Origin of the sequence: Halorussus rarus (genome assembly GCF_003369835.1) — an archaeon.
In the GTDB taxonomy this organism is placed as follows: domain Archaea; phylum Halobacteriota; class Halobacteria; order Halobacteriales; family Haladaptataceae; genus Halorussus; species Halorussus rarus.
The window spans coordinates 1,476,576-1,497,438 of record NZ_QPMJ01000001.1 but is presented as its reverse complement, the minus strand read 5'-3'; the positions used below and the strand labels follow the sequence as shown (position 1 = coordinate 1,497,438).

The following is a 20,863-nucleotide window of genomic DNA, read 5'->3' as shown; positions in this document are numbered from 1 at the left end:
GGGCGGGCCGGGAGTTCGCTTCCTAGCCGTCGCTCGGCGGCGCCGCCCCACTCCGAGAGATTCAAGGAGCACCCACCACCCATACACTACCAATGCGGCACGACCACCTCATAACCGCGAAACAGCTCTCCCGGGAGGACGTGGAGTCGGTCCTCGACCGCGCGGCCGAGTTCGACGCCGACCCGGCCGCGTTCGGCGACCGCCACCCCGACGCCATCCTGGGCCTGTGCTTCTACGAGCCGAGCACCCGGACCAAGATGAGCTTCGAGACCGCCATCAAGCGCCTCGGCGGCGACGCGGTCGACATGGGCACCGTCGAGTCGTCGTCGGTCAAGAAGGGCGAGAGCCTCGCCGACACCGCCCGGGTCGTCGCGGGATACGCCGACGCGCTCGTGCTGCGCCACCCGAGCCAGGGCGCGGCCAAGATGGTCGGCGAGTTCGTGGACGTGCCGCTGCTGAACGCGGGCGACGGCGCGGGCCACCACCCGACCCAGACCCTGCTGGACCTCTACACCATCCGGGAGAACGCCGGCCTCGACGACCTCACCATCGGCATCATGGGCGACCTGAAGTACGGCCGGACGGTCCACTCGCTGGCCCACGCGCTGACCAACTTCGACGCCAGCCAGCACTTCGTCAGCCCCGAGAGCCTCAAGCTCCCCCGGAGCGTGCGCTACGACCTCCACGAGGCCGGCGCGAACGTCCGCGAGCACACCGAACTCGACGACATCCTGCCCGAGCTCGACGTGCTGTACGTCACCCGCATCCAGCGCGAGCGGTTCCCCGACGAGAACGAGTACCAGGAGATCGCCGGCGAGTACGGCATCGACCTCGAGACTCTCGAAGACGCGAAGGACGAGCTGACCGTGATGCACCCGCTGCCGCGGGTCGACGAGATCGCGCCCGAGGTCGACGACACCGAGTACGCCGCCTACTTCGAGCAGGCCCACAACGGCGTGCCGGTCCGGATGGCGCTGCTCGACCAGCTACTGGAGGGAGACCGATGAGCGACCACCAGCTCCGCGTGAGCAAGATCCCGAGGGGCACCGTCATCGACCACATCCGCGCCGGCCAGGCGCTCAACGTCCTCGCCATCCTGGGCATCGACGGCGCGTCGGGCGAGACGGTCAGCGTCGGGATGAACGTCCCGAGCGACCAGATGGGCCACAAGGACATCGTGAAGGTCGAGGACCGCGAGCTGAGCCAGGACGAGGTGGACGTGCTCTCGCTCATCGCGCCCGAGGCGACCATCAACATCATCCGGGACTACGAGGTCGTCGAGAAGCAGTACCTCGAGCGCCCCGACCGCGTGGTCGGCGTCCTGTCGTGTCCCAACCACAACTGCATCACTAACGCCGACGAACCCGTCGACACCGAGTTCGAGGTGCTCGACGACGGCGTCCGGTGCGAGTACTGCGAGACCATCGTTCGCGAGGACCTCGCGGCCCACATCGCGGTCGAGTAACCGGCCGTCGCCTCGCCTGTCCCGCTTCCCCGCTTCTCCGGCTATCGACTTTCCACGCACCGCGTAGACCGACGCGGCGGAGCGTCCGTCTTCCCGGGACGACGGATAAGTGTCTGCTACCCCGCCATAACGTCCCGTTACGTTGAGAAACGGTCGGAAACGGTCGTTTTCGTTTATCCTTCGCGTCGGAGTACGTTCGCGGACATGAGCCCACGACCACTCCCCGCGGTCGCCGTGGCCGCGCTGGTCCTGCTGGCCGGCGTCGGTCCGGTCGCCGGCGGCGCGACCGGTAGCGCCGTCGCGGACCGCGCGGCGGGGACGGCCGCTGACGATGCGGCAGACGGGAACGAGACGGTTCGGCGCGGCGGCGACGCCCTCCTGCAGTACAAGGTTTCGCTCGACAACGTGACGGTCAAGACGTGGCTCCTCCGCAACGCCACGGTGGTGAACGCGACGGTCGAGGAGGTCGTGATCCGCAACGCCACGACACCCGAGGGTCGGCGGACGAACGTCACGCTCCCGAACGTGACGGTCGGCCAGTTCTTCCTCGAGCGCGCGCGGTTGAAGAACGTGACCGCGGGGACGCTGGTCGTCCGGAACAAGTCCATCCTCAGCATCCCCGGCGGCGGGTTCATCGACCCGAACGTCGAGAACCGGACGCTCGACCGCCACTGGACCAGGAACCAGACCGTCACCGGGGTCGTCATCGACCGACTCGACGTCGACGCCGCGACCCTCTGCGGCAACGCCTCGCTGGGCGGTCAGGCGTCCGACCCGGCGACGTACGACCCGACGACCGACGACGACAAGCCCGACATCGTCGTCGAGAACGGAACGGTCGGCGAGGCGCTGGTGATGAAGGGCGAAGCCACGAACTGGTCGGTCGGCGACGCCCCGCGGTCGGCGGCGTCCAACGCCAGCCTACCGGACAGTTGTAACCGCGGGTAGCCGACCGAACGTCGCCGCGGCGCGATACACCGCGGGTACACCGCGAGGCGAAGGGCGAGCGACCGCCCGAGAGCGAACGACTTACCCCGCGCGCCCGCCAACGTCCGGTATGTTCGGCGTCGTCACGCGCAACGAGGAGGAACTCGACTGGCCGGAGTTCGACGCGGGCTTCTACGAGGTCAAGGACGTCACCGGGCGGTCGGCCGAGCCGGTCGCCGGCGCGGTGAACATGGTGTCGTGCTTCGGCGACAACGCCGCCGTCGACGCCGAGCCCGACCTCGCGCCGGTCAGCGACGCGGGCGAGCGCGCGACCCGCGAGCGGCCGTACTTCGACTGGGCGTACGTCTGCCCGACCCGCGAGGACTACCGCGAGGGCGTCCTCGAGATCGTCTCGGACTGCGCCGAGGCCACCCCCGACGTCCGACTCGACGACGTCGGCTTCCCGCGCGCCGAGTACTGCCACTGCGACCGCTGCAATCGGCTGTTCGAGGAGAGCGAGTTCGACGACCGCATGGCGTGGCGCGCCGACGTCGTCACCGAGTTCGTCGCGGAGGCCGCCGACCGGATTCCGGGCCGGACCTACCTCACGCTCTACCCCGACCCGTATCCGGGCCACCTCTACGAGCGGGCTGGCCTGGACCTCGACGCGCTCTCAGAGTACGTCGACGAGTTCGTCGTTCCCCTGTACGACATGGCCTACACCACCACCTACTGGCTCGAGACCATCGCCAGCGGATTCGCCGACGCGCTGGACGTCCCCTTCAGCGTGGAGCTCTACGCGGTCGACGTGGACGTGGACAATCTCATCCACGCCGCCGAGGTGGCCGGCGAGTACGGCGAGAACGTGTTCTTCGGCTACGACGCCAGCAACGCCCGGGCCGCTCTCCGCCGGAAGCAGGCCGAGTCGCGCGACGGCGTCTCGCACGGCTGAGTCGGACGGACCGGATGACGAGCTGCGGGGGCGACTACTTCTCCGACCGGGGCTTGTTCCGTCGGCGCTCTCCGAAAAGACTATACTCCGTCCTCGAAAGACCGTGAACGAGACATATGGGGGCAGACAGAGGGCTGACGGACGAGTACGACGCGTTCTTCCAGATGGTACGGGAGTTCCCGGTCCGGACGGGCATCTACACGCTCGGTCTCCCGGCGTTCGCACTCCTGCAGTTGATCAACGGCTTCGTTCACGACGGCTCGCTCGCCTTCATCGGCCTCTTCGCGGCGCTCGTGGTCGCGTTCTCGGTGGTTCTCACCAGGTATCACGTCGCGGTCTATCACCGAAAGAAGGTCACGTAGCGGAATCGCCGATCGGAAAACAGCCTCGTCGAGGGCGGTCTCGCCGACGTCGCGTCAGGCCTCGCGGCCGAGCCGTTCGGCTTCCTGCTTCTGGTCCCGGGCCGCGTACGCGCTGAAGGCCCCGATGCCGAACGTGATCGCGCCGACGATGATGTCGTTCCAGAACACGAGCGGATTCACCGCCTCGGTGGCGCCGGCGTCCCACCCGAACATGAACGGGGCCGCGATCAGCCACAGGCCGAGCAGCGCTGCGACCGCTGCAGCACCGACGCTGCCGACCTTGTCGCTCCCCCGTCGCGAGTAGTTGTACCCACCGACGACGAGCAGGAGCGCGCCCACGATGACGTCGTTCCAGAACTGCGAGGCGACCATGTCGAACAGGAACGCCTGCAGGACCATCCACGCGCCGATGAGCGCGATGATCCCCGACAGCCACTTGCCGCGCTCGTACGGGTTCGGATCCATGTCCGAATCGACGTCGCGGTCCGCGTCGTACTCGGCGTCAGTGTTGCGGTTGCTCATTGATTCTCACGTACGGGGGTTGCGTTGGCGACCCAAAGAGTCTGCTGGCTCCCCGAACGGGTAACGAGACGATACGGAACGGTGGGCCATTCCGCTTAACCGAGTCCGAGCCCCAGTACTGGAGATGAGAGGCTATCTATGACAGAACGGAGAATCAGTAGCGACCGGAACGACATCGAGACGTGGGCCGACGAACACGACACCGTCCCCGTGCGCGAGGGTGACCAGATCCGACTCGTCCACGAGGACGAGGTGACGGACGACCACGAGCGCCTCGACTGGAACGCGTTCCACCGGGAGGTCGACGACACGGACCGCGTCGTCACCTACCGCGGCGAGAGCGAGGACCGGGTCCCGCTGGAGGTGAGCGACCGCGACACCACCCTCGACACGGTCGTCTCGGACGCCGACGAGCTAGACCGGGAGGAGGCCGAGGAACGGCTCCTCGAGGGCGAGACGATCACCGGTACGGTCACCGAGACGACGGTGGTCGAGGAGACCATCGTCGAGGAGACGACCCTCGAGAGCGAGGTCGTCGACCGCGACACCGTCGAGCGGAACGTGGTCGACGTGGAACTCACCGACCGCGAGTGCCAGACGTGCGACGTCGTCGGCGAGGACGCGGAGTTCGATTACGCGGGCTCGTACGGTACCGACCGGTTCCTCGCGGACGACGTCGAAACGGGGTCGCTCGAACAGTACGACGAGTACCCGTTCGACGTCACCGTCGACGTCCGGGAGGACTGGACCGTGACGATCGAGGAGGTCGACCGCTACACGGTCGAGACCCGCGTCACCGACGTCGACGTCTCCGAGACCGACGAGGTCGCCGACCGGGACCTCGAGGCCCAAATCGACGTCGACGCCGTCCACCAGCAGCTGCTGGAGGGCGACGTCGTCGACGTCGACGCCGACACCCGCGAGGACGCGGTCGTCGACACCGAGACGTACGACATCGACAGCGAGTTCACGGACGACGACGTCCTGACCACCTACCTCACCTCGCGCCGACGGTTCGAGCGGGAGCTCTCCGACCGCACCCGCCTCACGACGGAGGTCGTCGACGGGGAGCTCCTCGACCGCGACGTCGTGGGCGAACGGGCAGTCGAAACGGGCCTCGTCGAGCGCGGCGAGTACGAAACCGACACCGGAATCGAGGGCGATACCGTGGTCGAGACCGAGACCGAGACGGTGGCCGAGACCGACACCGGCGCCGCGGTCGAAGCTGACGAGGAGATCCGGGTGCTGCCCGAGGAGTCCGACGAGGGCAAACAGGTCGTCGACGCGACCGGGGACGAGATCGGGGAGGTCATCGACGTCAACGACAACGTGGCCTTCGTCGACCCTCACCCGAGTCTGGCCGAGAAGGTCATGTCTCGGCTCGGCGTCGACGAGGACGAGGAGTACTACCGACTGCGCGAGGACCGCATCGAGCGCATCACCGACGACGAAATCGTAGTCGCGACAGACGAGCTAGACGAGGTCGACGCGGACCGAGTGTAGTAGCGTCATCTCTTTTCCCGGCGGTCCCTGCGACTCACCCCAGCGCGAACTCCCGCCACGCCTGCAGGTCCTCGCGGTCGCGGGTGTCCTCGGGGAGGTCGTCGAACCACCGCGCGTCGGTGATCTCGCCGTCCGGGTCGTCGGGGTCGGGCGCCCGGTCGCTCTCGACGCGGGCCTCGAACAGCGGGAGGACGCCCCACGTCGAGTAGTCGTCGCATCGGACCTCGACCCGGACGTTCATCGCCAGGCCTCGGTAGGTGGCCTCCACGCCGGCCTCCTCGGCGAGTTCGCGCTCGGCGGCCTCCCGGAACGACTCGCCGGGGTCGGGCTCGCCGCCCGGGACGACCCACATGCCGACGTCGGCGTGGCGCACGAGCAGGAGTTCGCCCGACGGCCGGTAGACGACCGAGTGGGCGCCGTAGGGCGCGCCGAACTCGGCGATGCGCTCGGCGAGCGTCCGGAACCGGGGCCGAGAGACCCGGCGGGCGTGGGTGCGTTCGAGGAACTCGTCGTAGCTGTCGGTCAGCCGGTGGTGGGCCTGCTCGGCCCGCTGCTCGGCCTGCGTGGCGAGGTACCAGAGGTCGTCGATGGTCGTCATCTCGGCGACGGAGACCGGGGCACTGGTCCGAGCGGGCGGGCCGACCGGGCGGCGAGCGCGGGACGTCGAGTCATAATCTGAAGGTTTCGGGGGCCGCAAGAATAAGCCTTCGGTCGGTCGACCGAGCCCCGACGCTGTCCCGCGGTCACGCGGTTCGACCGCAGTCGACCCGGCGGGAGTCATCGGATCTGGGAGACGCCGTTCAGCGAACTCGGCCCGGGGTCGCAGTGCGACGGACGCTCGACGGTGGTTTTATGTAGGATTGTAAAGTAGGCTTTACAGTAAAGGACACTTTACGATACGCGACTAACAGGATTGCCCTGCGGCTGCCGGCCGCCCGAGTCGACGGACGCCTCGATCGAGCGACGAACTACGGCACGCAACGAACCGACCCAGACGACCTGCTCACGACACAGATCGATGCCAGACCACGACCGACGAACCGTCCTGACCGCCGCGGGGAGCGGCCTGACCGCGCTCCTCGCCGGCTGTCAGGGCGCCGGCGACAGCACGACAACCGCGACGACCGAGACGGACGCCGAATCGTCGACGACGACCGCCGCGACCGGATCGACGACGACAGCCACCTCCGCCGACACCGCGGAGGTAAAGCGACGGGCGAGGGAGTTCGTCGGCCTCATCGCCGACGGCTCGTACGAGACCGCCCACGAGCGGTTCAGCCCGTCGGTCGCCGAACAGATTACCGCCGACCAGCTCCGCCAGGTCTGGACCGGCTTCGAGGACGAGTACGGCGCGTTCCGCGTGCTGACCGGACTCGAGGTCACCTCCCAGGGCGACCGAGAGGTGGTGACGGGCGTCGCCGAGTTCGCCCGCGGCCGGCTCGAGGTGATCGTCGCGTTCGGTCCCGAGGGCATCGCCGGGTTCCGGCTCCGGCCCCCGGCCGGGAACTGGTCGCCGCCGCCGTACGCCGACCAGTTGTCGTTCGCCGAGCGCGAGGTGACGCTGCGAGCGACCGACTCCTGCGCGCTCGGCGGGACGCTGACGCTCCCCGAGGGCGTCGAGCGGGCGCCCGGCGTCGTGCTGGTCCACGGCCAGGGACCGAGCGACCGCGACGGGACCGTCGGGCCGAACAAGCCCTACAAGGACCTCGCGTGGGGGCTGGCCTCCCGCGGCGTCGCCGTCCTCCGCTACGAGAAGCGCACCGCGGCGTGCGAGGTCGACTTCGCCGAGATCACCATCGACGAGGCGGTGACCAACGACGCGCTCGCCGCGGTCGAGCGACTCCGCGAGACCGAGATCGTCGCCGACGGGGACGTGGTCGTCGCCGGCCACAGCATCGGCGGGACGCTGGCCCCGCGCATCGCCGCCCGCGACGACAACCTCGCGGGCGTCGTCATGCTCGCACCCCTGGCCCGGTCGGCCGGTCGGGCGATCCTCGACCAGAACGAGTACCTCGCGAACCGCGACGGGACCGTAACGGAGGCCGAGCGGGACCGACTCGAGCAGGTGCGCCAAGTGGTCCAGCAGATACGCTCGCTCGACTTCCCGGACGACGAGGTGGTGTTCCTCGGCGGCGACGAGTACTGGCGCACGCTCGCCGAGTACGACCACCTGGCGACCGCCCGGCGCCTCGACGTCCCCCGGTTGCTCCTGTTCGGCGAGCGCGACTACCAGGTCACCGTCGAGGACGACCTCCCGCTCTGGAAGAACGCGCTCGCCGACGAGTCGAACGTCACCGTCCGGCGGTACGACAGGCTTAACCACCTCTTCATGCCCGGCACCGGCAAGCCGGGGAACGCCGAGTACCTCGAGCAGAACAACGTCGCGAAGCGGGTCGTGGTCGACCTGGCGGCGTTCGCAGTTCGGGTGACAGGCGTCGACGTCGGTCCGTCCGAGACCACCGACGGCGGAACCGCCACGCCCGGGACGACCACCGGGACCACCGTCGCGGATGACACCGCGACGGGGAGCGGTACCACGACCGCGACCGGCGAGACGGACTCGAATACGCCCGGCGGGACGACGACCGCGAGCGAATGATGGGCCGCTAGACGCGGACAGTGCTACTCGCTGACCGACCGACTGCTCGGCTCGGTCGGGCGCTCGATGTCGCCGGGCGAGAGGTCGGCCTCGTCCTCGAAGAACTCGTGGCGCTGATCGCGCGCGACGCCCTGCACCGCCTCGGCCAGTGACTGGAGGTCGCTCTCCAGTTGACGCTCGTCGTAGAGACTGGTACACGTCCCGCCGAGCGTGACGACGATCTCGCAGGCCGTGTCGGGCGCCGAGACGTTCGGCGTCGCGTGACCGTCGAAGTCGGCCCGGGTCGCCTCGTCGTAGAGGTTGACGTTCGACCCGTACACCGTCCCCTCCTCGACGCAGTAGATCTCGGCCCACTCGCGCGTTCGGCGGACGTAGCCGTAGGCGACCAGCCCGACCCCGCCCAGCACGAACAGCCATCCGAGCAGGTGAGCGCCGTCGTACAGCGCCATGTTCGGGTCGGCCGCGGTCGGCGCCGGACGCACCTGCGTCAGGCTGATGCCGCCGAGGATGCCGACGAACCCGACCGTGATGGCGGTCAGGAGCTTCGAGAGGTACGGATCGTTCTCGACTTCCGGGACGAGCGTCCGGGACTCGGACACGGGACGACGCCGGGCCTTGAAACTGCCGTGGGAGAGCCAGACGCCGTCGGCGAACGCGGCGCTGCGGCCGCCCTCGCTCGGCGACGTATCCGAGACGACGGCGTACCCCCGGTCCTCGACCAGCTGGCGAAGCCGGACGTGGAAGGTGTGGAGCGCGATCTGGTCGGGCAGTCGCACCGACACCTCCCGGGTGTGGTCGGCCTTGATGCCGCGGGCGAGTCGCCACGACAGCACGATCATGCCGACGCCGACGGCCGCGACCAGCAGCCAGAGCAGTTTGAGACCGCCGACGCCGAGGACCGACGAGAGCGCCCACGCGAGCACGCCCGCGGTCGCCAGCCCGACGCCGAACAGCTTCCGGATCTGGTGTTTGTTCTCGCGCGACCAGTTCGTGGACGCGATGACGTCCTGTCGCTGGAGGCCCGGCGTCGTCCCGGACGACCGCGAGAGACTCAGCCCGTATCGGTCGTACGCGTACAGGAGAATTCCGAACCAGACGAACGTCGCCGCACCTCCGGGAATCGCGGTCAGCATCTCCAGCGGCCCGGTGAAGAACAGGCCGGGTGCGACGCTCCTGGCCACGAACAACAGGGAACCGATTCCGATCAGTCCGACTCCGATTTTCGACTTCTTCATGTTTATGACACCTTAAGTGAATTGGTAGCTTTCCGCACGGTTGAGGTATCCAATCCGGTATTACCAGAACTATTATATAAAGTATGTGCTTGTCTGTCACGGTAGCGCGAGCCCGCCCGGAACGGCTGGGCCGCCGCGCAGAACCGGGTCGCTTTTATCGGCCGCGAGGTTAGTCGACACCATGAGCTTCGAGGAAGACGACCGCGTCATCCTGCACGACGAGCACAGCGAGTACGACGGCGAGGAGGGACAGATCACCCAGGTGATGGACACGATGTTCGGCGACAGCACCTACACCGTCAGCTTCGAGGAGGGCCAAGAGACCGGCATCCCCGAGGACTCGCTCGAAGCGGTCGAAGACGAGGAGTAGATCGCGGCGATTTCTCGGTTCGGTATTTCGTCAGTGGATCCGTCGGCCAGTGGCATCGCGGCTTCGCTCGGTGAAGGGTGCCACTCTGAATTGTCCGGTCGGCTACGCGGTTTCGAGGTCGGTCGGAGCTGTAACTGAGCTAGCTACTGCCGTCACATATGAATTTCCGCGACCGCACTGCCCCGCAACGGCCTCACCCCTCCCCAGCCTCTTGCGGTGCTCGGCCTACACTACGCTCCGGCCTGCGCTCCTCGTCCCTCGCGCACATTGGCGCGGCCACGAGGGCCGCGCCAGTGCGCGCCACGGTGGAGTGTGCTAGGTCTCAGAACCGGAAAGCCCGCCTCCGAAACTCGCCCGTGACCCGCTGAACCGAACGAAACGCCTTTTTCAGTCCGGGCCTCCTACCCCTCTCCATGGCCGAAGTCCCGTTCCACTACATCGACCTCCGGGCGTTCTGCTACGCCACCGAGGACGACAAGCGCGTCGAGCAGGCGCTCCGGACCTACCTCCCCGAGGAGTTCGAGATCGAGCGCGCGAAGAGCGAGGGCCACCACGGCGACCGCATCCTGGTGCTCTCGGCCCGGGTCGAGAACGCCGACGAGATGCGTCACGTCCTCTCGAAGGTCGCCGAACTCCCCGACGTCGACGACCTGCTCGACGAACTCGACGAGCGCGTCGACGAGAACTGCTCGCTGTTCCTCCGACTCGACAAACAGACCGCGTACCGCGGCGAGGCCGCGCTCGGGGAGGGCATCACCTTCCGGGCGAAGGTCGAGGCCTACCCGGCCAAGAAGGACGCCGCGGTCGAGAACGCCCGCGAGGCGCTGGCGGCGCTGTGAGGACGGGACGTCGCGAGCGCGCGTCGGTCGCGAAAAGGGAGCGAGTCGGGGACGTCAGTGGGCGGAGAACCCGTCGATGACCTCGTCGCAGTCCGGACAGGAGACGAGCTCTGAACCGGTCGATTTCGCGCCGAGCGGATCGCCGCTCCGCCGCTGCTGAGAGTTAGTTCGCCGATTCAGCTCCGAACCGCAGTGTGGACATTCTATCATACGGATCACCAGAATTCGCGCGTCAACAGCTACCATTACCCGCACTGGGCTAATATACTTTGTGTCGGTCCGTCGCGGCGGCCGTGACGGCCCGCGGGCGTCCGGCTCCGGACGCGTCGGCCGGCGGCGCGAGAGTCCGGTCCCCGGCGGCTCAGGACCCCGGCAGGATGTCGCCGAGCGCGCCGCCGAGCGCCATCGGCGCGAACGCGACCACGACCTGGCAGAGCGCGAGCCACGGTTCGGTCCACGTCACCCGGCCCCAGGCGGTCATCATGACGAACGCGGTGGCGAACGAGATGGCGAGCACGCCGACCAGCCGACGGGGAACCACCCCGAACAGCGGCCGGTAGATCTCGACCTGCTGGATCTCGGCGACGTACAGCACGCCGATCACCAGCCCGACCGCGCCCAGCAGCGTCACCCCGAACGCCCACGGGTTGGCCGCGATGAACGCCCCGACCTCCAGCGTCCCGCCCTCGACCAGCATCGGCACCCCGACGACCACGCTGCCGACCAGCGCCTCGGCGGCGTCGTGGCGGTCGAACCCCCGGATGACCCGGCCGAACGCGCCCGGCGTCGAGACCCGGCGGGCCATACGCATCGTCTCGCGGACCTGCTCGCGCTCGTCGGGGTCGTCGACGGTCTCCTCCAGTTCCTCCAGTTCGTCGAGCAGGTCCTCGATCTCGGGATCGTCCAGCGGGTCGTCGGCGTCCGCGCCGGCGCGGGCGTTCCCTCTGGGGTCTGGGTCCGGTCCGGGGTCGCTCATGCGTGGGCCGTCACGCTCGGCCGGCATAAGCGACAAGGTCGCGGCGTGCCGTCGTTGTGGTATGCCCGCAGCACTCGTCACCGGGTCGTCCCGGGGTATCGGTCGAGCCGTCGCACGGCGGTTCGCGCGCGACGGCTACGACGTGGCGGTCAACTACGCGTCGAGCGCCCAGAAGGCCCGGACGGTCGCCGAGCGAATCGAGGAGGAGACCGACAGCGAGGCGGTCGCGGTCCGCGCGGACGTCGGGGACGCCGAGGCCGCGGCGGACCTCGTGGACGCGACGGTCGAGGCCTTCGGCGGCGTCGCCCACGTCGTCAACAACGCCGGGGTCGACCAGCACGTCTTCACCGAGGACCTCTCGCCGGCGGACTTCGACCGGGTGATGGACACCAACGTCAACGGCGCGTTCAACGTGACGAAGGCGGCCCTGCCGCACCTCCGCGATGCGGCCGAGAGCGACGACGGCCCAGCGCCCACGCCGTCGGTCACCAACGTCTCCTCGATCCTGGCCCACACCGGTGCTCCCGTGGAGTGCCACTACGCGGCCTCGAAGTCCGGCATCCTCGGACTGACGAAGAGCCACGCCGCGGACTTCGCGCCGGACGTCAGGGTGAACGCGGTCGCCCCGGGCCACGTCGAGACCGACATGACCGCCGACCGGACCGAGGCGGAGAAGCGCGAGGAACTGGCCGAGATCCCGCTGGGTCGGTTCGGACAGCCGGAGGACATCGCCGAGGCTGTCGCGTACCTCAGGGACGCCGGGTTCGTGACCGGCGAGACCCTGGAGGTCAACGGCGGCGAACTGATGCGGTGATTCGAGGCCGACTGATTCCCGGCGTCGCGCCGCGGGTCAGGCGTCGAGGAACGGTTCGACCCACTCCGGCACGCTCTCGGCGACGACCTCGTTCGCGTCGGCGTCGTAGGTCGCGAGGCCGTACGCCGCCAGCTTCGGCAGGTGGTTGTGGTGGAGCTGGACCGCCACGGCGTCGACCGGTCGCTCGTCGGCCACTCGCTCGGCGAGGTCGGCGAGCGCCACCCGGCCCTCGTCGGCGTCGAGCGCCCGGAGCGTTCGGCGCCTGAGCGAGTCCGCGAGCAGGTCCCACACGGTCTGGGGGGTCAGTTCCCGCTCGTCGGGCGCGTGCGCCGGTCGTCCGGGCTCCGAATCGTCTCTGTTTCCTATCATGGGTGTCACCTCCGGCCGCGCGCACCGGAACGCTAGCCTTGGTACCATTTGACTGTAATCGACCGGACTGGGTTCGGCGTCGGAACCGCGTGTACGCTCGTCGGACACGTTTCGAAGGACGAAACAGATCCGGGTTCGAGGAGCGACGCTCCGACGTCGAATCATCCCCGAGGGCCGTGAAAGGCACCGAAACGAATAGGTCACGCGCGTCGTAAAAGAGGGAGCATCCCACCGAGAACTGATATGACCGGGGCCAACGACGCGGACTTTCGCGACGTGATATCGACCGTCGTCAAGCGCAGACCGTTCCTCGACAGGCTGGCCGAGGGCCCGACCGCCAAGCGCGACCTGCGCGACGAACTGGCCGTCTCGCGCTCGACGGTGTACAAGGCGGTGCGCGAGCTCGAGGAGCAGGGGCTCGTGACCGAGACCGACGAGGGAGTCCGTCTCACGCTCGTGGGCCGGCTGCTCGCCGACGAGTACCGGGCGTTCGAGACCCACGCGGCCGGCATCCACGACTGCGCCGGGCTGCTGTCGGTGCTGCCGGCCGACGCGCCGGTGACGGTCGACCCGGTGCTGGGGGCCGACACCGTGCTCGCCGAGCGGCACGCGCCGACCCGGCCCGTCGAGTACATCGACGACCTGGTCCGGCGCGCCGACCGCGTGTTCGGGGCCACTCCGGTCGTGCTCGCCCAGTTCGTCGACATCTTCCACGAGGAGATCGTCGACGGCGACCTGACGGCCGACCTGGTGCTCGAGACGCCGGTCTTGGAGTACCTCCAGCAGGACCACACCGACCGGCTCGCGGAGGCGCTGGAGACCGGGCGGCTCTCGATCCGGCGGACCGACGAGCCGCTCCCCTTCGGGTTCGTCGGTTCCGAGTCCGAGGGCCTCGTGCTCATCGTCTACGACGAGAACGGCGAGCTCCGGGGCGTGCTGCTGAACGACTCGGAGGCCGCGATCGACTGGGGCCGGGCGACGCACCGGGCGTTCCGCGACCGGGCCGAGGAGTCGTCGCTGGGTTGAGCCGCAGGTTCGATACTCGGTCGCTACTCGCCGCGCCACTCGGGGTCGCGGTCCTCGAGGAAGGCGTCGATGCCCTCGTCCTTGTCTTCGGACGCGAACAGGTGGGCGAACAGCTCGGCCTCGTACTCGATGCCCTGCTCGAGGTCGGTCCGGCCGGCGGTCTTGACCGCCTTCTTGGCGAACTCGAGGGCCAGCGGGCTCTTCTCGGCCATCGACCCCGCGAGGTCGTAGACACGGTCCTCGAACTCGCCCTCCGGGTGGACCTCGTCGACGAGACCGATGTCGCGGGCCTCCTCGGCGTCGATGAGCTCCCCGGAGAGAATCAGCTTCATCGCCTGGCCCTCGCCGACGAGCCGGGGGAGCCGCTGGGTGCCGCCGCCCCCGGGCATGATGCCCAGGTTGATCTCGGGCTGGCCGAGCTTGGCGCCCTCGCGGGCGATCCGGGTGTCGCAGGCCTGGGCGAGCTCGCACCCGCCGCCCAGCGCGTGGCCGTTGACCGCGGCGACGACCGGCTGTCGGAGGTCGTCGACGTACTCGTAGACCCGCGGGCGCTTGCTGACCTCGCGCTGTTCGAGCGGGCCGCGCTCGCGGAGTTCGGTCACGTCCGCGCCCGCGACGAACGCGCCCGACTCCTCGGAGCCCGTGAGCACGACCACCCGGACGTCGCTCGCCTCGATGGCATCCAGTACGTCCATGAGCTCCGCTCGCAACTGGGCGTTCAGCGCGTTCCGGGCGTCGGGACGGGAGAGCGTGACCGTGGCGACGTGCTCGACGCGGTCGCCGACCGCGACGTCCACCGTCTCGCACTCGGCCCCAACGGCCTGGGGGCTACCGGGCGCTGGTCCCTCGTCGTCCGGGGCGTCGCCGTCGGCGTTCGGTTCGTCGCGGCTCATTGCTCGCCACCCCAGTCGCCGGAGACGCCCGCGATTTCGCCGTCCTCCCAGACGTAGAACCCCTCGCCGGTCTTCTTGCCGAGCTTACCGGCTCGGACCTTCCGGCGGAGAATCTGGGGCGGGCGGAACCGCTCGCCCAGCTCCTCGCGGAGGTGTTCGAGGATGTCGAGCCGGACGTCGAGCCCCACCACGTCGCCGAGTTCGATGGGGCCCATCGGGTGGTTGTACCCCAGCTCCATCGACTGGTCGATGTCTCGGGGACTGGCGACGCCCTCCTCGACCATCCGCATGGCCTCGATGCCGAGCGCCACGCCGAGCCGCGAGGAGGCGAACCCCGCGGTGTCCCGCACCTCGATGGCGGTCTTGCCCGCGTCCTTCACGAAGTCGGTCGCGAAGTCCACGGTCTCGTCGTCGGTCTGCTCGCCCACGACCACCTCGACCAGTTCCATGATGTGGACCGGGTTGAAGAAGTGCAGACCGATGCCGCGGCCGGGGTCGTTGAGCGCCGAGACAATCTCGGTCACGGGCAGCGAGGAGGTGTTCGACGCGATGACCGCGTCGGCGGGCGCCGCGGCCTCCACGTCCTCGAAGGTCTGCTTCTTGAGCTCCACGTCCTCGGGGACGGCCTCGACCACCAGGTCGGCGTCCGAGACGGCCTCGCCGAGGTCGGTCGTCCCCGAGATGCGGTCGAGCGCGGCGGCCATCTCCTCGGCGGTGACCTTGTCGCGGTCGACGCCGCCCTGGAGGTTGTCCTCGATGGCGTCGATGCCCCCATCCACGAGGTCCCGCTCGATGTCGCGAATCGTGACGTCGTGGCCGGCCATCGCCGACACCTGCGCGATGCCGTGACCCATCGTTCCGGCTCCGAGTACGGCTACGTTCATAATCGGGTAACAAGGCGTCGGGAGTGCGGTTAAGCGTTTATCTCTCGCGTGATTGACCGGTGTTTGTCCGGTTTGTGGTGGACGCGCGGTGGGTGGACTGACGTTGTGTTCCGCGGTCGCCGAGAGAGTGAGTGAGTCGACTGGCTTCCGGAATTACGGCGAACGTGATCACCTCGAAAGTCCCACCCGACCGCACCGGTACCGCAGACCACAATCCTCCCCGGCCGACTCCTCCGCGCCTCTCCGAGGCGCTCGGTCGTCCACCGTCACTCCGCTTCGCTCGCGCAGACCTCGCACGGAGAAGGCGCGACACGAGGTCGCGCCAGCGGAAAAGAAGCTACTCGACCGGCCGCACCTTGAATCCGTACCGCGTCACGCCCTCCTGCGTGTAGATGCGGCGCATCGTCGTCTCGACGCTGTCGCCGATGGTCACGTCCTCGGGGTCCGCGGCCACGACCTGCGCCGGGACGCTCGCCGACCCGCCGTCGGAGCGAGGCTCCGACGAGGTTCGGGTCGCTTCGCTCACCTCACCGCCTTCCGGACCGTCCAGCGCGACCACCGCGACCGCGAAGTCGCCCGACTGGGCCTGTTGCTCGGCGAACTCCGGGGGTGCGCCGCCCTGCGAGATGACCGTCGCGGCCTCTACTATCCCCTCGCCAGTCAGCGTCACGTCGTCGTACTCCTCGACCAGCGACTTGCAGTCGTTGCACGCGCCCTCCGGCGGGAAGTTCAGGCCGCCGCAGTCCGGACACCGGCCCGCGACCAGGCGGTGGCGCTGGTCGAGCGTCCGGCGCCACGACGGGACGCTGACGTACGCCCCGCCGCCCTCGGGCGGGCCCGAGGTGAGCTCCCCGCGCTTGCGGAGGTACTCGGCGTAGCTCACCGACTCGCCGTCGTCGAGCGCGAGCGACGCCGCGACTCCGTCGCTACCGGCGGTCTCGACCAGCAGGGCGTCGGCGCCCGCGCCGCTGCCGAACGCGGCGGCGACGACGCGTTGATGACCCTCCGCGAGCGCGGTAGCGAGGCCGAGCGGGACGCTCGCCGCGCCGGTGTCGCCGAGGTCGTGGACCGTCGCGCCGCGCTTGATAGTCTCGGCGTCGACGCCGAGCGCCCCCGCCGCACGGTAGGGGAGTTTGCCGTCGGGCGACTGGACCGCCGCGGCGTCGATCTCCGAGCCATCGAGGTCCAACTGGTCGACCGCGCCGGCCAGCGTCTCGGTGAACGCCTGGCGCTCGTAGCCCGTCGCGCCGAGTCCCCCGACGGTCTCCTCGCCGGTCCGCCGGAACCGGGTTCCGGGGTACTCCGCGGCGTACTCGGCGCACTCGCGGACAACGGCACCGCCGCCGGGACCGCCGGACTCCGAGAGGACGAAGGCGGCTGCGCCCGCCCCGGCGGCGTGGTCCTCGTCGCTGTCCGGTTCGCCCCGGGGGCAGTCCGCCGCGACGACGAGGCCGACGCCCTCGCCGTCTGCCGACCCCCCGTTCTCCCACGGACCGGCCGACAGTGCGGCGTCGAGCGCCCGGGTCCCGGCCCGGGTGCTCCCGGTGAAGGTGTGCCGGGTGGCGTCCTCCGGGACCGACAGCATCCCGCCTAGCCGGGCGGTCAGGTCCTCCTCGGCCAGCGGCGGCGTGGTCGTGGCGAACGCGAGGAACGCCACTTCCCCGCCCTCGCGGTCCGCCGCGTCGAGCGCCTGGGCGGCGGCCTCGAAGGCCATCGTCACCGCGTCCTCGTCGGCGTCGGGCACCGCCTTCTCGTTCACGCCGGCGGCGTGGAACTGCCCCCAGGCTTCCTCGAACGCCTCGGCGGAGACGCGGAATCGCGGTGCGTACGCGCCGACGGCCTCGATTCGGGGCGCGGAATCGCTCCCGATCTCGGCGTCGGTCATCGCGCCACCTCCCGTTCCTTCTCGAACACGTGGACCACGGCCGCGCCGCCGCTCCCGCCGACGTTGTGGGTCAGGCCGCGGGTCGCGCCCTCGACCTGGCGGTCGCCGGCCTCGGCCGAGAGTTGCTTGAACGCCTCCGCGACCTGGCCGGCCCCGGTCGCGCCGATGGGGTGGCCCTTCGACTTGAGGCCGCCGGAGGTGTTGACCGGCAGGTCGCCGTCGAGTGCGGTGCGGCCCGACGCCGCGAGGTCCCCGCCCTCGCCGGGCTCGCAGAAGCCCAGGTCCTCGTAGGCCAGTATCTCGGCGATGGCGAAGCAGTCGTGGACCTCCGCGAAGTCGAGGTCGTCGGGACCGACGCCGGCCCGCTCGTAGGCGGTCTCGGCCGCGCGCTGGGATGCCTCGATACCGGTGTAGCTGTCGCGCTGGAACAGCCCCACTGCGTCGCTGGCCGCGCCGACGCCCGCGATGCGGATGGGGTCGTCGGTGTACTCGCCGACGACGTCCTCGCTCGCGACGATGGTGGCTGCGGCCCCGTCGGTGGTCGGACAGCAGTGGTAGAGCGTCAGGGGGTCGGCCACGGTCGGGGCGTTCTCGGCGTCTTCGAGCGAGCACTCGAAGCCGAGCTGGGCGTGGGGGTTCCTCGCGCCGTTCCGGTGGTTCTTCACCGCGACGTGCGAGAGCGCCTCGCTGTCCGTGCCGTACTCCGCCATGTGGGCGTCGGCCATCTGGGCGTAGACGCCCGCGAAGGTGGTGCCCGAGAGCCGCTCCCACTCGGTCTCGCCCGAGACGCTGAGCCAGTACTTGGTGGCGTCGCCGGACATGTCGGTCATGATCTCGACCCCGCCGGCCAGCACCACGTCGGCCATCCCCGAGCGGACCGCCTGGACCGCCTGCCGGACGGCGTACCCCGAGGCCGCGCAGGCGTTCTCGACCCGGGTCGTCGGAATCCCGTGGAGGCCGACGTGCTCGGTGGCGGCCGGCCCGGAGAGGCCGAGCTGGCGCCCGCCGACGCCGAGGGTGCCGACGACCGCCTCGTCCACGTCGTCGGGGTCGAGGCCCGAGGGCACCGACGCGCGGGCCCGCTCGAACGCGGTGCGGAACAGCGACCGGTAGCTTTCGTCGGGGAACGACCCGAAGTCGGTCTGGGCCGCGCCGACGAGGTAGGCGTCGCGCATGGGTGGACTGTGTGGGTCTCGGAGGAAATAGCTGCCGCCGGCGGACGTTGTCCGGCCGCGAACTCGCCCGGCGTCCCGCCGAACCCGAAAGCCTAACCGCCCGGAGGCGGCAGTTCCGACCGAATGGCAGGCCCAGATTCGCTGCGAGAGCCCCCTGACCGGACGAGTCGATGGCGGGCCGGCCTCGACCGGGGCCGGCGTGCGGTGGCGGTCGGCCGCCCCGAAGTCGCGGCGGTGTGGGTCGCCGTCTAGCGATGGCGTCGGCTCGTCCCTCGCCGTCCGACCTGCTCCCGGGGCTCGGACTCCTCGTCGCCATCGCACTTCTGGCGTGGGGTGTCGCGGCGGTCGCGCCGGTACCCGAACTCCTCGCGGCGGTTCTCGTCGGCGGCGTCCTCGCCAACACCGTCGGCGTCCCCAGCGACTTCGAGCCAGGCGCCGGAACCTACGCGCTCTGGCTGGAGGTGGGCATCGTCCTCATGGGCGTCCGCGTCTCGCTCGACGCTCTGGTCGCCGCCGGCCCGACCCTGCTCGTCACCGTGGTCGGCGTCGTCGGGTTCACGCTGGTCGTCGCGGAGTCGCTCGCGCGGGGCTTGGACCTCCAGCGCCGACTCGGGTCGCTGGTCGCGGCGGGCGCGAGCGTCTGCGGCGTCTCGGCGGTCGTCGCGGTCGCCGGCGCGGTCCGGGCCGACGAGGAGCAGGTCGCGTACGCGACCAGCGCGATCCTGGTCTTCGACGCGGTCACGCTCTTCGCGTACCCCGTGCTGGGTGGGGTTCTCGGACTCCCCGACAGGGTGTTCGGTATCTGGGCGGGCCTCACGATGTTCAGCACGGGCCCCGTGACGGCCGCCGGGTTCGCCTACTCGGACGTCGCCGGGCAGTGGGCGACGGTGGCGAAACTCGCCCGGAACGTCCTGATAGGCGGACTGGTCGTCGGGTATTCGATTCTGTACGCCGATCGGAGTCCCGACCCCGACGCAAGTCCCGAATCCGATGCGAACACCGGATACGACACGGGCTCCGAATCCGAATCCGACGCCGAGTCGGAGTCCCCGTCAGGGGCGCCGACCGAGTCGGCGGTCGGGTCCGCGCCGAAAGCCGGGACGGAATCGAGGTCCCGGTCGAGGGCGTCGTTCCTCCGGAGCCTCTGGCACGGCTTCCCGAAGTTCGTGCTCGGCTTCCTCGCGATGGTGGTTCTGGCCAGTGCGGGCGTGTTCACCGACGCCCAACTGACTCGCATCGAACGGGCGTACCGCTGGGCGTTCCTCGTGGCGTTCGCGGGCCTCGGAACCAGTATCGCGGCGGACGAACTGCGCGAAACCGGGATCCGACCGCTCGCAGTCGTCGCGCTCACGCTCGCGGTGGTGAGCGCCGTCTCGCTGGCGGTCGTCCACTCCGTCTTCTGAGGGGGGCTGCCCTCGGACGGCGGAAGCGACGCGTTTATTCGCCGACACTCGGAACCGCCGGCCATGGTCCCCGACGCTCGACGACTGAAGGACGCCCTCCTCCTGGCGTTCGTCGTCGGTCTCCTCCTGACCGGCGGCGAACCGAAGGCGGTGAACGCGCTCCCCGGCTTCTCCGACCACACCGGCCCCAGCGAACTGCGAGTCTCGTCGCTCGAACGTATCGACGCGGGCTGCCGGGACGCCGTGTCGAACTACGCGAGCGGCTCCGGCGGCGGCGGGAACCACACCCGGGTCTCGTTCGTCGCGACCGGCGATCCCGACGCCGACCTCTCGGCATGGGTCGAGCGCACCTCGCCGCCCGGCGCCGACCTCAGCACCTTCCGGGTCCACGTCGAGTCCCGCGGCGACGGCGAGGTCGCGTCGAACGCCTCGTGCGAACTGGGCGTTCAGTACCGCATCGAGACGACGGCGACCGGCGGCAGTCCCGAGGGTATCCTGCCGGACGCCCACGGCGTCGAGATCCTCTGGCTGGAGAACGGCGAGTACGCGGGCTGCTCGGGCAGCTACACCAGTCCGCTCCGGGGACGCTGTCCTCACCTCTATCAGCAAGCGGACGACCGGGACCTGACGTGGGCGAACGCGACGACCGACCAAAGTATTTAGA

General features: G+C 69.7%; 23 protein-coding genes. 14 read left to right on the top strand and 9 right to left on the bottom strand.

Annotated features, from left to right (window positions below):
* Positions 1 to 92: 92 nt before the first annotated feature.
* The 5 genes from pyrB (at position 93) to DVR07_RS07185 (ending at position 3,706) form a co-directional block, all read left to right on the top strand.
* Positions 93 to 1,007, top strand: a complete 915-nt coding sequence (gene pyrB, locus DVR07_RS07205) for an aspartate carbamoyltransferase (RefSeq protein ID WP_115796056.1) — start codon at positions 93 to 95, stop codon at positions 1,005 to 1,007.
* Positions 1,004 to 1,465 carry an aspartate carbamoyltransferase regulatory subunit gene (pyrI, locus tag DVR07_RS07200; RefSeq protein WP_115796055.1) on the top strand — a complete coding sequence of 154 codons (462 nt, stop codon included), beginning with the start codon at positions 1,004 to 1,006 and terminating at the stop codon, positions 1,463 to 1,465. The genes pyrB and pyrI overlap by 4 nt, the downstream gene beginning before the upstream one ends.
* Before the next feature lie 204 nt (positions 1,466 to 1,669).
* Positions 1,670 to 2,413, top strand: a complete 744-nt coding sequence (locus DVR07_RS07195; RefSeq protein WP_115796054.1) for a hypothetical protein — start codon at positions 1,670 to 1,672, stop codon at positions 2,411 to 2,413.
* A 109-nt stretch (positions 2,414 to 2,522) separates the two neighbouring features.
* Positions 2,523 to 3,344, top strand: coding sequence for a hypothetical protein (locus DVR07_RS07190; RefSeq protein ID WP_115796053.1), 822 nt, complete (start codon positions 2,523 to 2,525; stop codon positions 3,342 to 3,344).
* Positions 3,345 to 3,460: 116 nt separating this feature from the next.
* On the top strand, positions 3,461 to 3,706 hold the full coding sequence (locus tag DVR07_RS07185) for a hypothetical protein (RefSeq protein ID WP_115796052.1): 246 nt from the start codon (positions 3,461 to 3,463) through the stop codon (positions 3,704 to 3,706).
* A gap of 54 nt (positions 3,707 to 3,760) precedes the next feature.
* Here DVR07_RS07185 and DVR07_RS07180 read toward each other — a convergent pair whose 3' ends face one another.
* On the bottom strand, positions 3,761 to 4,228 hold the full coding sequence (locus DVR07_RS07180) for an SPW repeat domain-containing protein (protein WP_115796051.1): 468 nt from the start codon (positions 4,226 to 4,228) through the stop codon (positions 3,761 to 3,763).
* Between the two features lie 138 nt (positions 4,229 to 4,366).
* Between DVR07_RS07180 and DVR07_RS22350 the strand changes: the two genes are divergently transcribed.
* Positions 4,367 to 5,731: a hypothetical protein gene (locus tag DVR07_RS22350; protein WP_115796050.1), complete on the top strand. Its 1,365-nt coding sequence runs from the start codon at positions 4,367 to 4,369 to the stop codon at positions 5,729 to 5,731.
* 34 nt (positions 5,732 to 5,765) lie between these two features.
* On the opposite strand, the gene DVR07_RS07170 is transcribed toward DVR07_RS22350, so the two are convergent.
* Positions 5,766 to 6,329 (bottom strand): NUDIX domain-containing protein, encoded by a 564-nt coding sequence (locus DVR07_RS07170; RefSeq protein WP_115796049.1) that lies wholly within the window; start codon positions 6,327 to 6,329, stop codon positions 5,766 to 5,768.
* A 420-nt stretch (positions 6,330 to 6,749) separates the two neighbouring features.
* Here DVR07_RS07170 and DVR07_RS07165 point away from each other — a divergent pair, with 420 nt between their 5' ends.
* The gene (locus tag DVR07_RS07165; RefSeq protein WP_115796048.1) at positions 6,750 to 8,330 is read left to right on the top strand and encodes an alpha/beta hydrolase; all 1,581 of its coding nucleotides are present in this window, start codon (positions 6,750 to 6,752) and stop codon (positions 8,328 to 8,330) included.
* Positions 8,331 to 8,353: 23 nt separating this feature from the next.
* Here the strand turns inward: DVR07_RS07165 and DVR07_RS07160 are convergent, their stop codons facing one another.
* Positions 8,354 to 9,565, bottom strand: a complete 1,212-nt coding sequence (locus DVR07_RS07160) for a hypothetical protein (protein ID WP_115796047.1) — start codon at positions 9,563 to 9,565, stop codon at positions 8,354 to 8,356.
* A gap of 181 nt (positions 9,566 to 9,746) precedes the next feature.
* Between DVR07_RS07160 and DVR07_RS07155 the strand changes: the two genes are divergently transcribed.
* Both DVR07_RS07155 and DVR07_RS07150 read left to right on the top strand, forming a co-directional pair.
* A complete protein-coding gene (locus tag DVR07_RS07155; RefSeq protein WP_115796046.1) occupies positions 9,747 to 9,935 on the top strand; it encodes a DUF1918 domain-containing protein in 189 nt (62 codons plus the stop codon).
* Between the two features lie 413 nt (positions 9,936 to 10,348).
* The gene (locus DVR07_RS07150) at positions 10,349 to 10,774 is read left to right on the top strand and encodes an RNA-binding protein (protein WP_115796045.1); all 426 of its coding nucleotides are present in this window, start codon (positions 10,349 to 10,351) and stop codon (positions 10,772 to 10,774) included.
* A gap of 361 nt (positions 10,775 to 11,135) precedes the next feature.
* Here DVR07_RS07150 and DVR07_RS07145 read toward each other — a convergent pair whose 3' ends face one another.
* Positions 11,136 to 11,750, bottom strand: a complete 615-nt coding sequence (locus DVR07_RS07145) for a DUF2391 domain-containing protein (protein WP_115796044.1) — start codon at positions 11,748 to 11,750, stop codon at positions 11,136 to 11,138.
* 61 nt (positions 11,751 to 11,811) lie between these two features.
* Between DVR07_RS07145 and DVR07_RS07140 the strand changes: the two genes are divergently transcribed.
* Positions 11,812 to 12,564: a 3-oxoacyl-ACP reductase family protein gene (locus tag DVR07_RS07140; protein ID WP_115796043.1), complete on the top strand. Its 753-nt coding sequence runs from the start codon at positions 11,812 to 11,814 to the stop codon at positions 12,562 to 12,564.
* 36 nt (positions 12,565 to 12,600) lie between these two features.
* Here DVR07_RS07140 and DVR07_RS07135 read toward each other — a convergent pair whose 3' ends face one another.
* Positions 12,601 to 12,933, bottom strand: a complete 333-nt coding sequence (locus tag DVR07_RS07135) for a DUF7344 domain-containing protein (protein ID WP_115796042.1) — start codon at positions 12,931 to 12,933, stop codon at positions 12,601 to 12,603.
* A 276-nt stretch (positions 12,934 to 13,209) separates the two neighbouring features.
* On the opposite strand from DVR07_RS07135, the gene DVR07_RS07130 reads away from it, so the two are divergent.
* Positions 13,210 to 13,959 carry a helix-turn-helix transcriptional regulator gene (locus DVR07_RS07130; protein ID WP_162829467.1) on the top strand — a complete coding sequence of 250 codons (750 nt, stop codon included), beginning with the start codon at positions 13,210 to 13,212 and terminating at the stop codon, positions 13,957 to 13,959.
* Positions 13,960 to 13,982: 23 nt separating this feature from the next.
* Here the strand turns inward: DVR07_RS07130 and DVR07_RS07125 are convergent, their stop codons facing one another.
* The 4 genes from DVR07_RS07125 to DVR07_RS07110 all read right to left on the bottom strand — a co-directional run bounded on the left by DVR07_RS07125 (position 13,983) and on the right by DVR07_RS07110 (position 18,796).
* Positions 13,983 to 14,852: an enoyl-CoA hydratase/isomerase family protein gene (locus DVR07_RS07125; protein ID WP_115796040.1), complete on the bottom strand. Its 870-nt coding sequence runs from the start codon at positions 14,850 to 14,852 to the stop codon at positions 13,983 to 13,985.
* Entirely contained in the window at positions 14,849 to 15,736 is an 888-nt protein-coding gene (locus tag DVR07_RS07120) for a 3-hydroxyacyl-CoA dehydrogenase family protein (protein WP_115796039.1), read from the bottom strand. The genes DVR07_RS07125 and DVR07_RS07120 overlap by 4 nt, the downstream gene beginning before the upstream one ends.
* Before the next feature lie 337 nt (positions 15,737 to 16,073).
* On the bottom strand, positions 16,074 to 17,621 hold the full coding sequence (locus DVR07_RS07115; protein ID WP_115796038.1) for a zinc ribbon domain-containing protein: 1,548 nt from the start codon (positions 17,619 to 17,621) through the stop codon (positions 16,074 to 16,076).
* Positions 17,618 to 18,796 (bottom strand): thiolase domain-containing protein, encoded by a 1,179-nt coding sequence (locus DVR07_RS07110; protein WP_115796037.1) that lies wholly within the window; start codon positions 18,794 to 18,796, stop codon positions 17,618 to 17,620. Before DVR07_RS07110 ends, DVR07_RS07115 begins: the two co-directional genes overlap by 4 nt.
* A 123-nt stretch (positions 18,797 to 18,919) precedes the next feature.
* Between DVR07_RS07110 and DVR07_RS22485 the strand changes: the two genes are divergently transcribed.
* From DVR07_RS22485 to DVR07_RS07095, 3 genes are all read left to right on the top strand, one after another.
* Positions 18,920 to 19,048, top strand: a complete 129-nt coding sequence (locus DVR07_RS22485) for a hypothetical protein (RefSeq protein WP_255457487.1) — start codon at positions 18,920 to 18,922, stop codon at positions 19,046 to 19,048.
* Positions 19,049 to 19,050: 2 nt separating this feature from the next.
* Positions 19,051 to 20,199, top strand: a complete 1,149-nt coding sequence (locus tag DVR07_RS22040) for a YeiH family protein (RefSeq protein WP_205254495.1) — start codon at positions 19,051 to 19,053, stop codon at positions 20,197 to 20,199.
* A 63-nt stretch (positions 20,200 to 20,262) separates the two neighbouring features.
* A complete protein-coding gene (locus DVR07_RS07095) occupies positions 20,263 to 20,862 on the top strand; it encodes a hypothetical protein (protein ID WP_115796036.1) in 600 nt (199 codons plus the stop codon).
* The last annotated feature ends 1 nt before the right edge of the window (position 20,863 follow it).

What these genes read in the sequence shown, in the direction of transcription:
- DVR07_RS07115 (WP_115796038.1), bottom strand. Translation starts at nt 17,621, where the DNA reads ATGACCGACGCCGAGATCGGGAGCGATTCCGCGCCCCGAATCGAGGCC.
- DVR07_RS07170 (WP_115796049.1), bottom strand. Translation starts at nt 6,329, where the DNA reads ATGACGACCATCGACGACCTCTGGTACCTCGCCACGCAGGCCGAGCAG.
- DVR07_RS22040 (WP_205254495.1), top strand. Translation starts at nt 19,051, where the DNA reads ATGGCGTCGGCTCGTCCCTCGCCGTCCGACCTGCTCCCGGGGCTCGGA.
- DVR07_RS07190 (WP_115796053.1), top strand. Translation starts at nt 2,523, where the DNA reads ATGTTCGGCGTCGTCACGCGCAACGAGGAGGAACTCGACTGGCCGGAG.
- DVR07_RS07140 (WP_115796043.1), top strand. Translation starts at nt 11,812, where the DNA reads ATGCCCGCAGCACTCGTCACCGGGTCGTCCCGGGGTATCGGTCGAGCC.
- DVR07_RS07150 (WP_115796045.1), top strand. Translation starts at nt 10,349, where the DNA reads ATGGCCGAAGTCCCGTTCCACTACATCGACCTCCGGGCGTTCTGCTAC.
- DVR07_RS22485 (WP_255457487.1), top strand. Translation starts at nt 18,920, where the DNA reads ATGGCAGGCCCAGATTCGCTGCGAGAGCCCCCTGACCGGACGAGTCGA.
- DVR07_RS07155 (WP_115796046.1), top strand. Translation starts at nt 9,747, where the DNA reads ATGAGCTTCGAGGAAGACGACCGCGTCATCCTGCACGACGAGCACAGC.
- DVR07_RS07165 (WP_115796048.1), top strand. Translation starts at nt 6,750, where the DNA reads ATGCCAGACCACGACCGACGAACCGTCCTGACCGCCGCGGGGAGCGGC.
- DVR07_RS22350 (WP_115796050.1), top strand. Translation starts at nt 4,367, where the DNA reads ATGACAGAACGGAGAATCAGTAGCGACCGGAACGACATCGAGACGTGG.
- DVR07_RS07110 (WP_115796037.1), bottom strand. Translation starts at nt 18,796, where the DNA reads ATGCGCGACGCCTACCTCGTCGGCGCGGCCCAGACCGACTTCGGGTCG.
- DVR07_RS07160 (WP_115796047.1), bottom strand. Translation starts at nt 9,565, where the DNA reads ATGAAGAAGTCGAAAATCGGAGTCGGACTGATCGGAATCGGTTCCCTG.
- DVR07_RS07180 (WP_115796051.1), bottom strand. Translation starts at nt 4,228, where the DNA reads ATGAGCAACCGCAACACTGACGCCGAGTACGACGCGGACCGCGACGTC.
- DVR07_RS07145 (WP_115796044.1), bottom strand. Translation starts at nt 11,750, where the DNA reads ATGAGCGACCCCGGACCGGACCCAGACCCCAGAGGGAACGCCCGCGCC.
- DVR07_RS07185 (WP_115796052.1), top strand. Translation starts at nt 3,461, where the DNA reads ATGGGGGCAGACAGAGGGCTGACGGACGAGTACGACGCGTTCTTCCAG.
- DVR07_RS07095 (WP_115796036.1), top strand. Translation starts at nt 20,263, where the DNA reads ATGGTCCCCGACGCTCGACGACTGAAGGACGCCCTCCTCCTGGCGTTC.
- DVR07_RS07135 (WP_115796042.1), bottom strand. Translation starts at nt 12,933, where the DNA reads ATGATAGGAAACAGAGACGATTCGGAGCCCGGACGACCGGCGCACGCG.
- DVR07_RS07125 (WP_115796040.1), bottom strand. Translation starts at nt 14,852, where the DNA reads ATGAGCCGCGACGAACCGAACGCCGACGGCGACGCCCCGGACGACGAG.
- pyrI (WP_115796055.1), top strand. Translation starts at nt 1,004, where the DNA reads ATGAGCGACCACCAGCTCCGCGTGAGCAAGATCCCGAGGGGCACCGTC.
- pyrB (WP_115796056.1), top strand. Translation starts at nt 93, where the DNA reads ATGCGGCACGACCACCTCATAACCGCGAAACAGCTCTCCCGGGAGGAC.
- DVR07_RS07120 (WP_115796039.1), bottom strand. Translation starts at nt 15,736, where the DNA reads ATGAACGTAGCCGTACTCGGAGCCGGAACGATGGGTCACGGCATCGCG.
- DVR07_RS07195 (WP_115796054.1), top strand. Translation starts at nt 1,670, where the DNA reads ATGAGCCCACGACCACTCCCCGCGGTCGCCGTGGCCGCGCTGGTCCTG.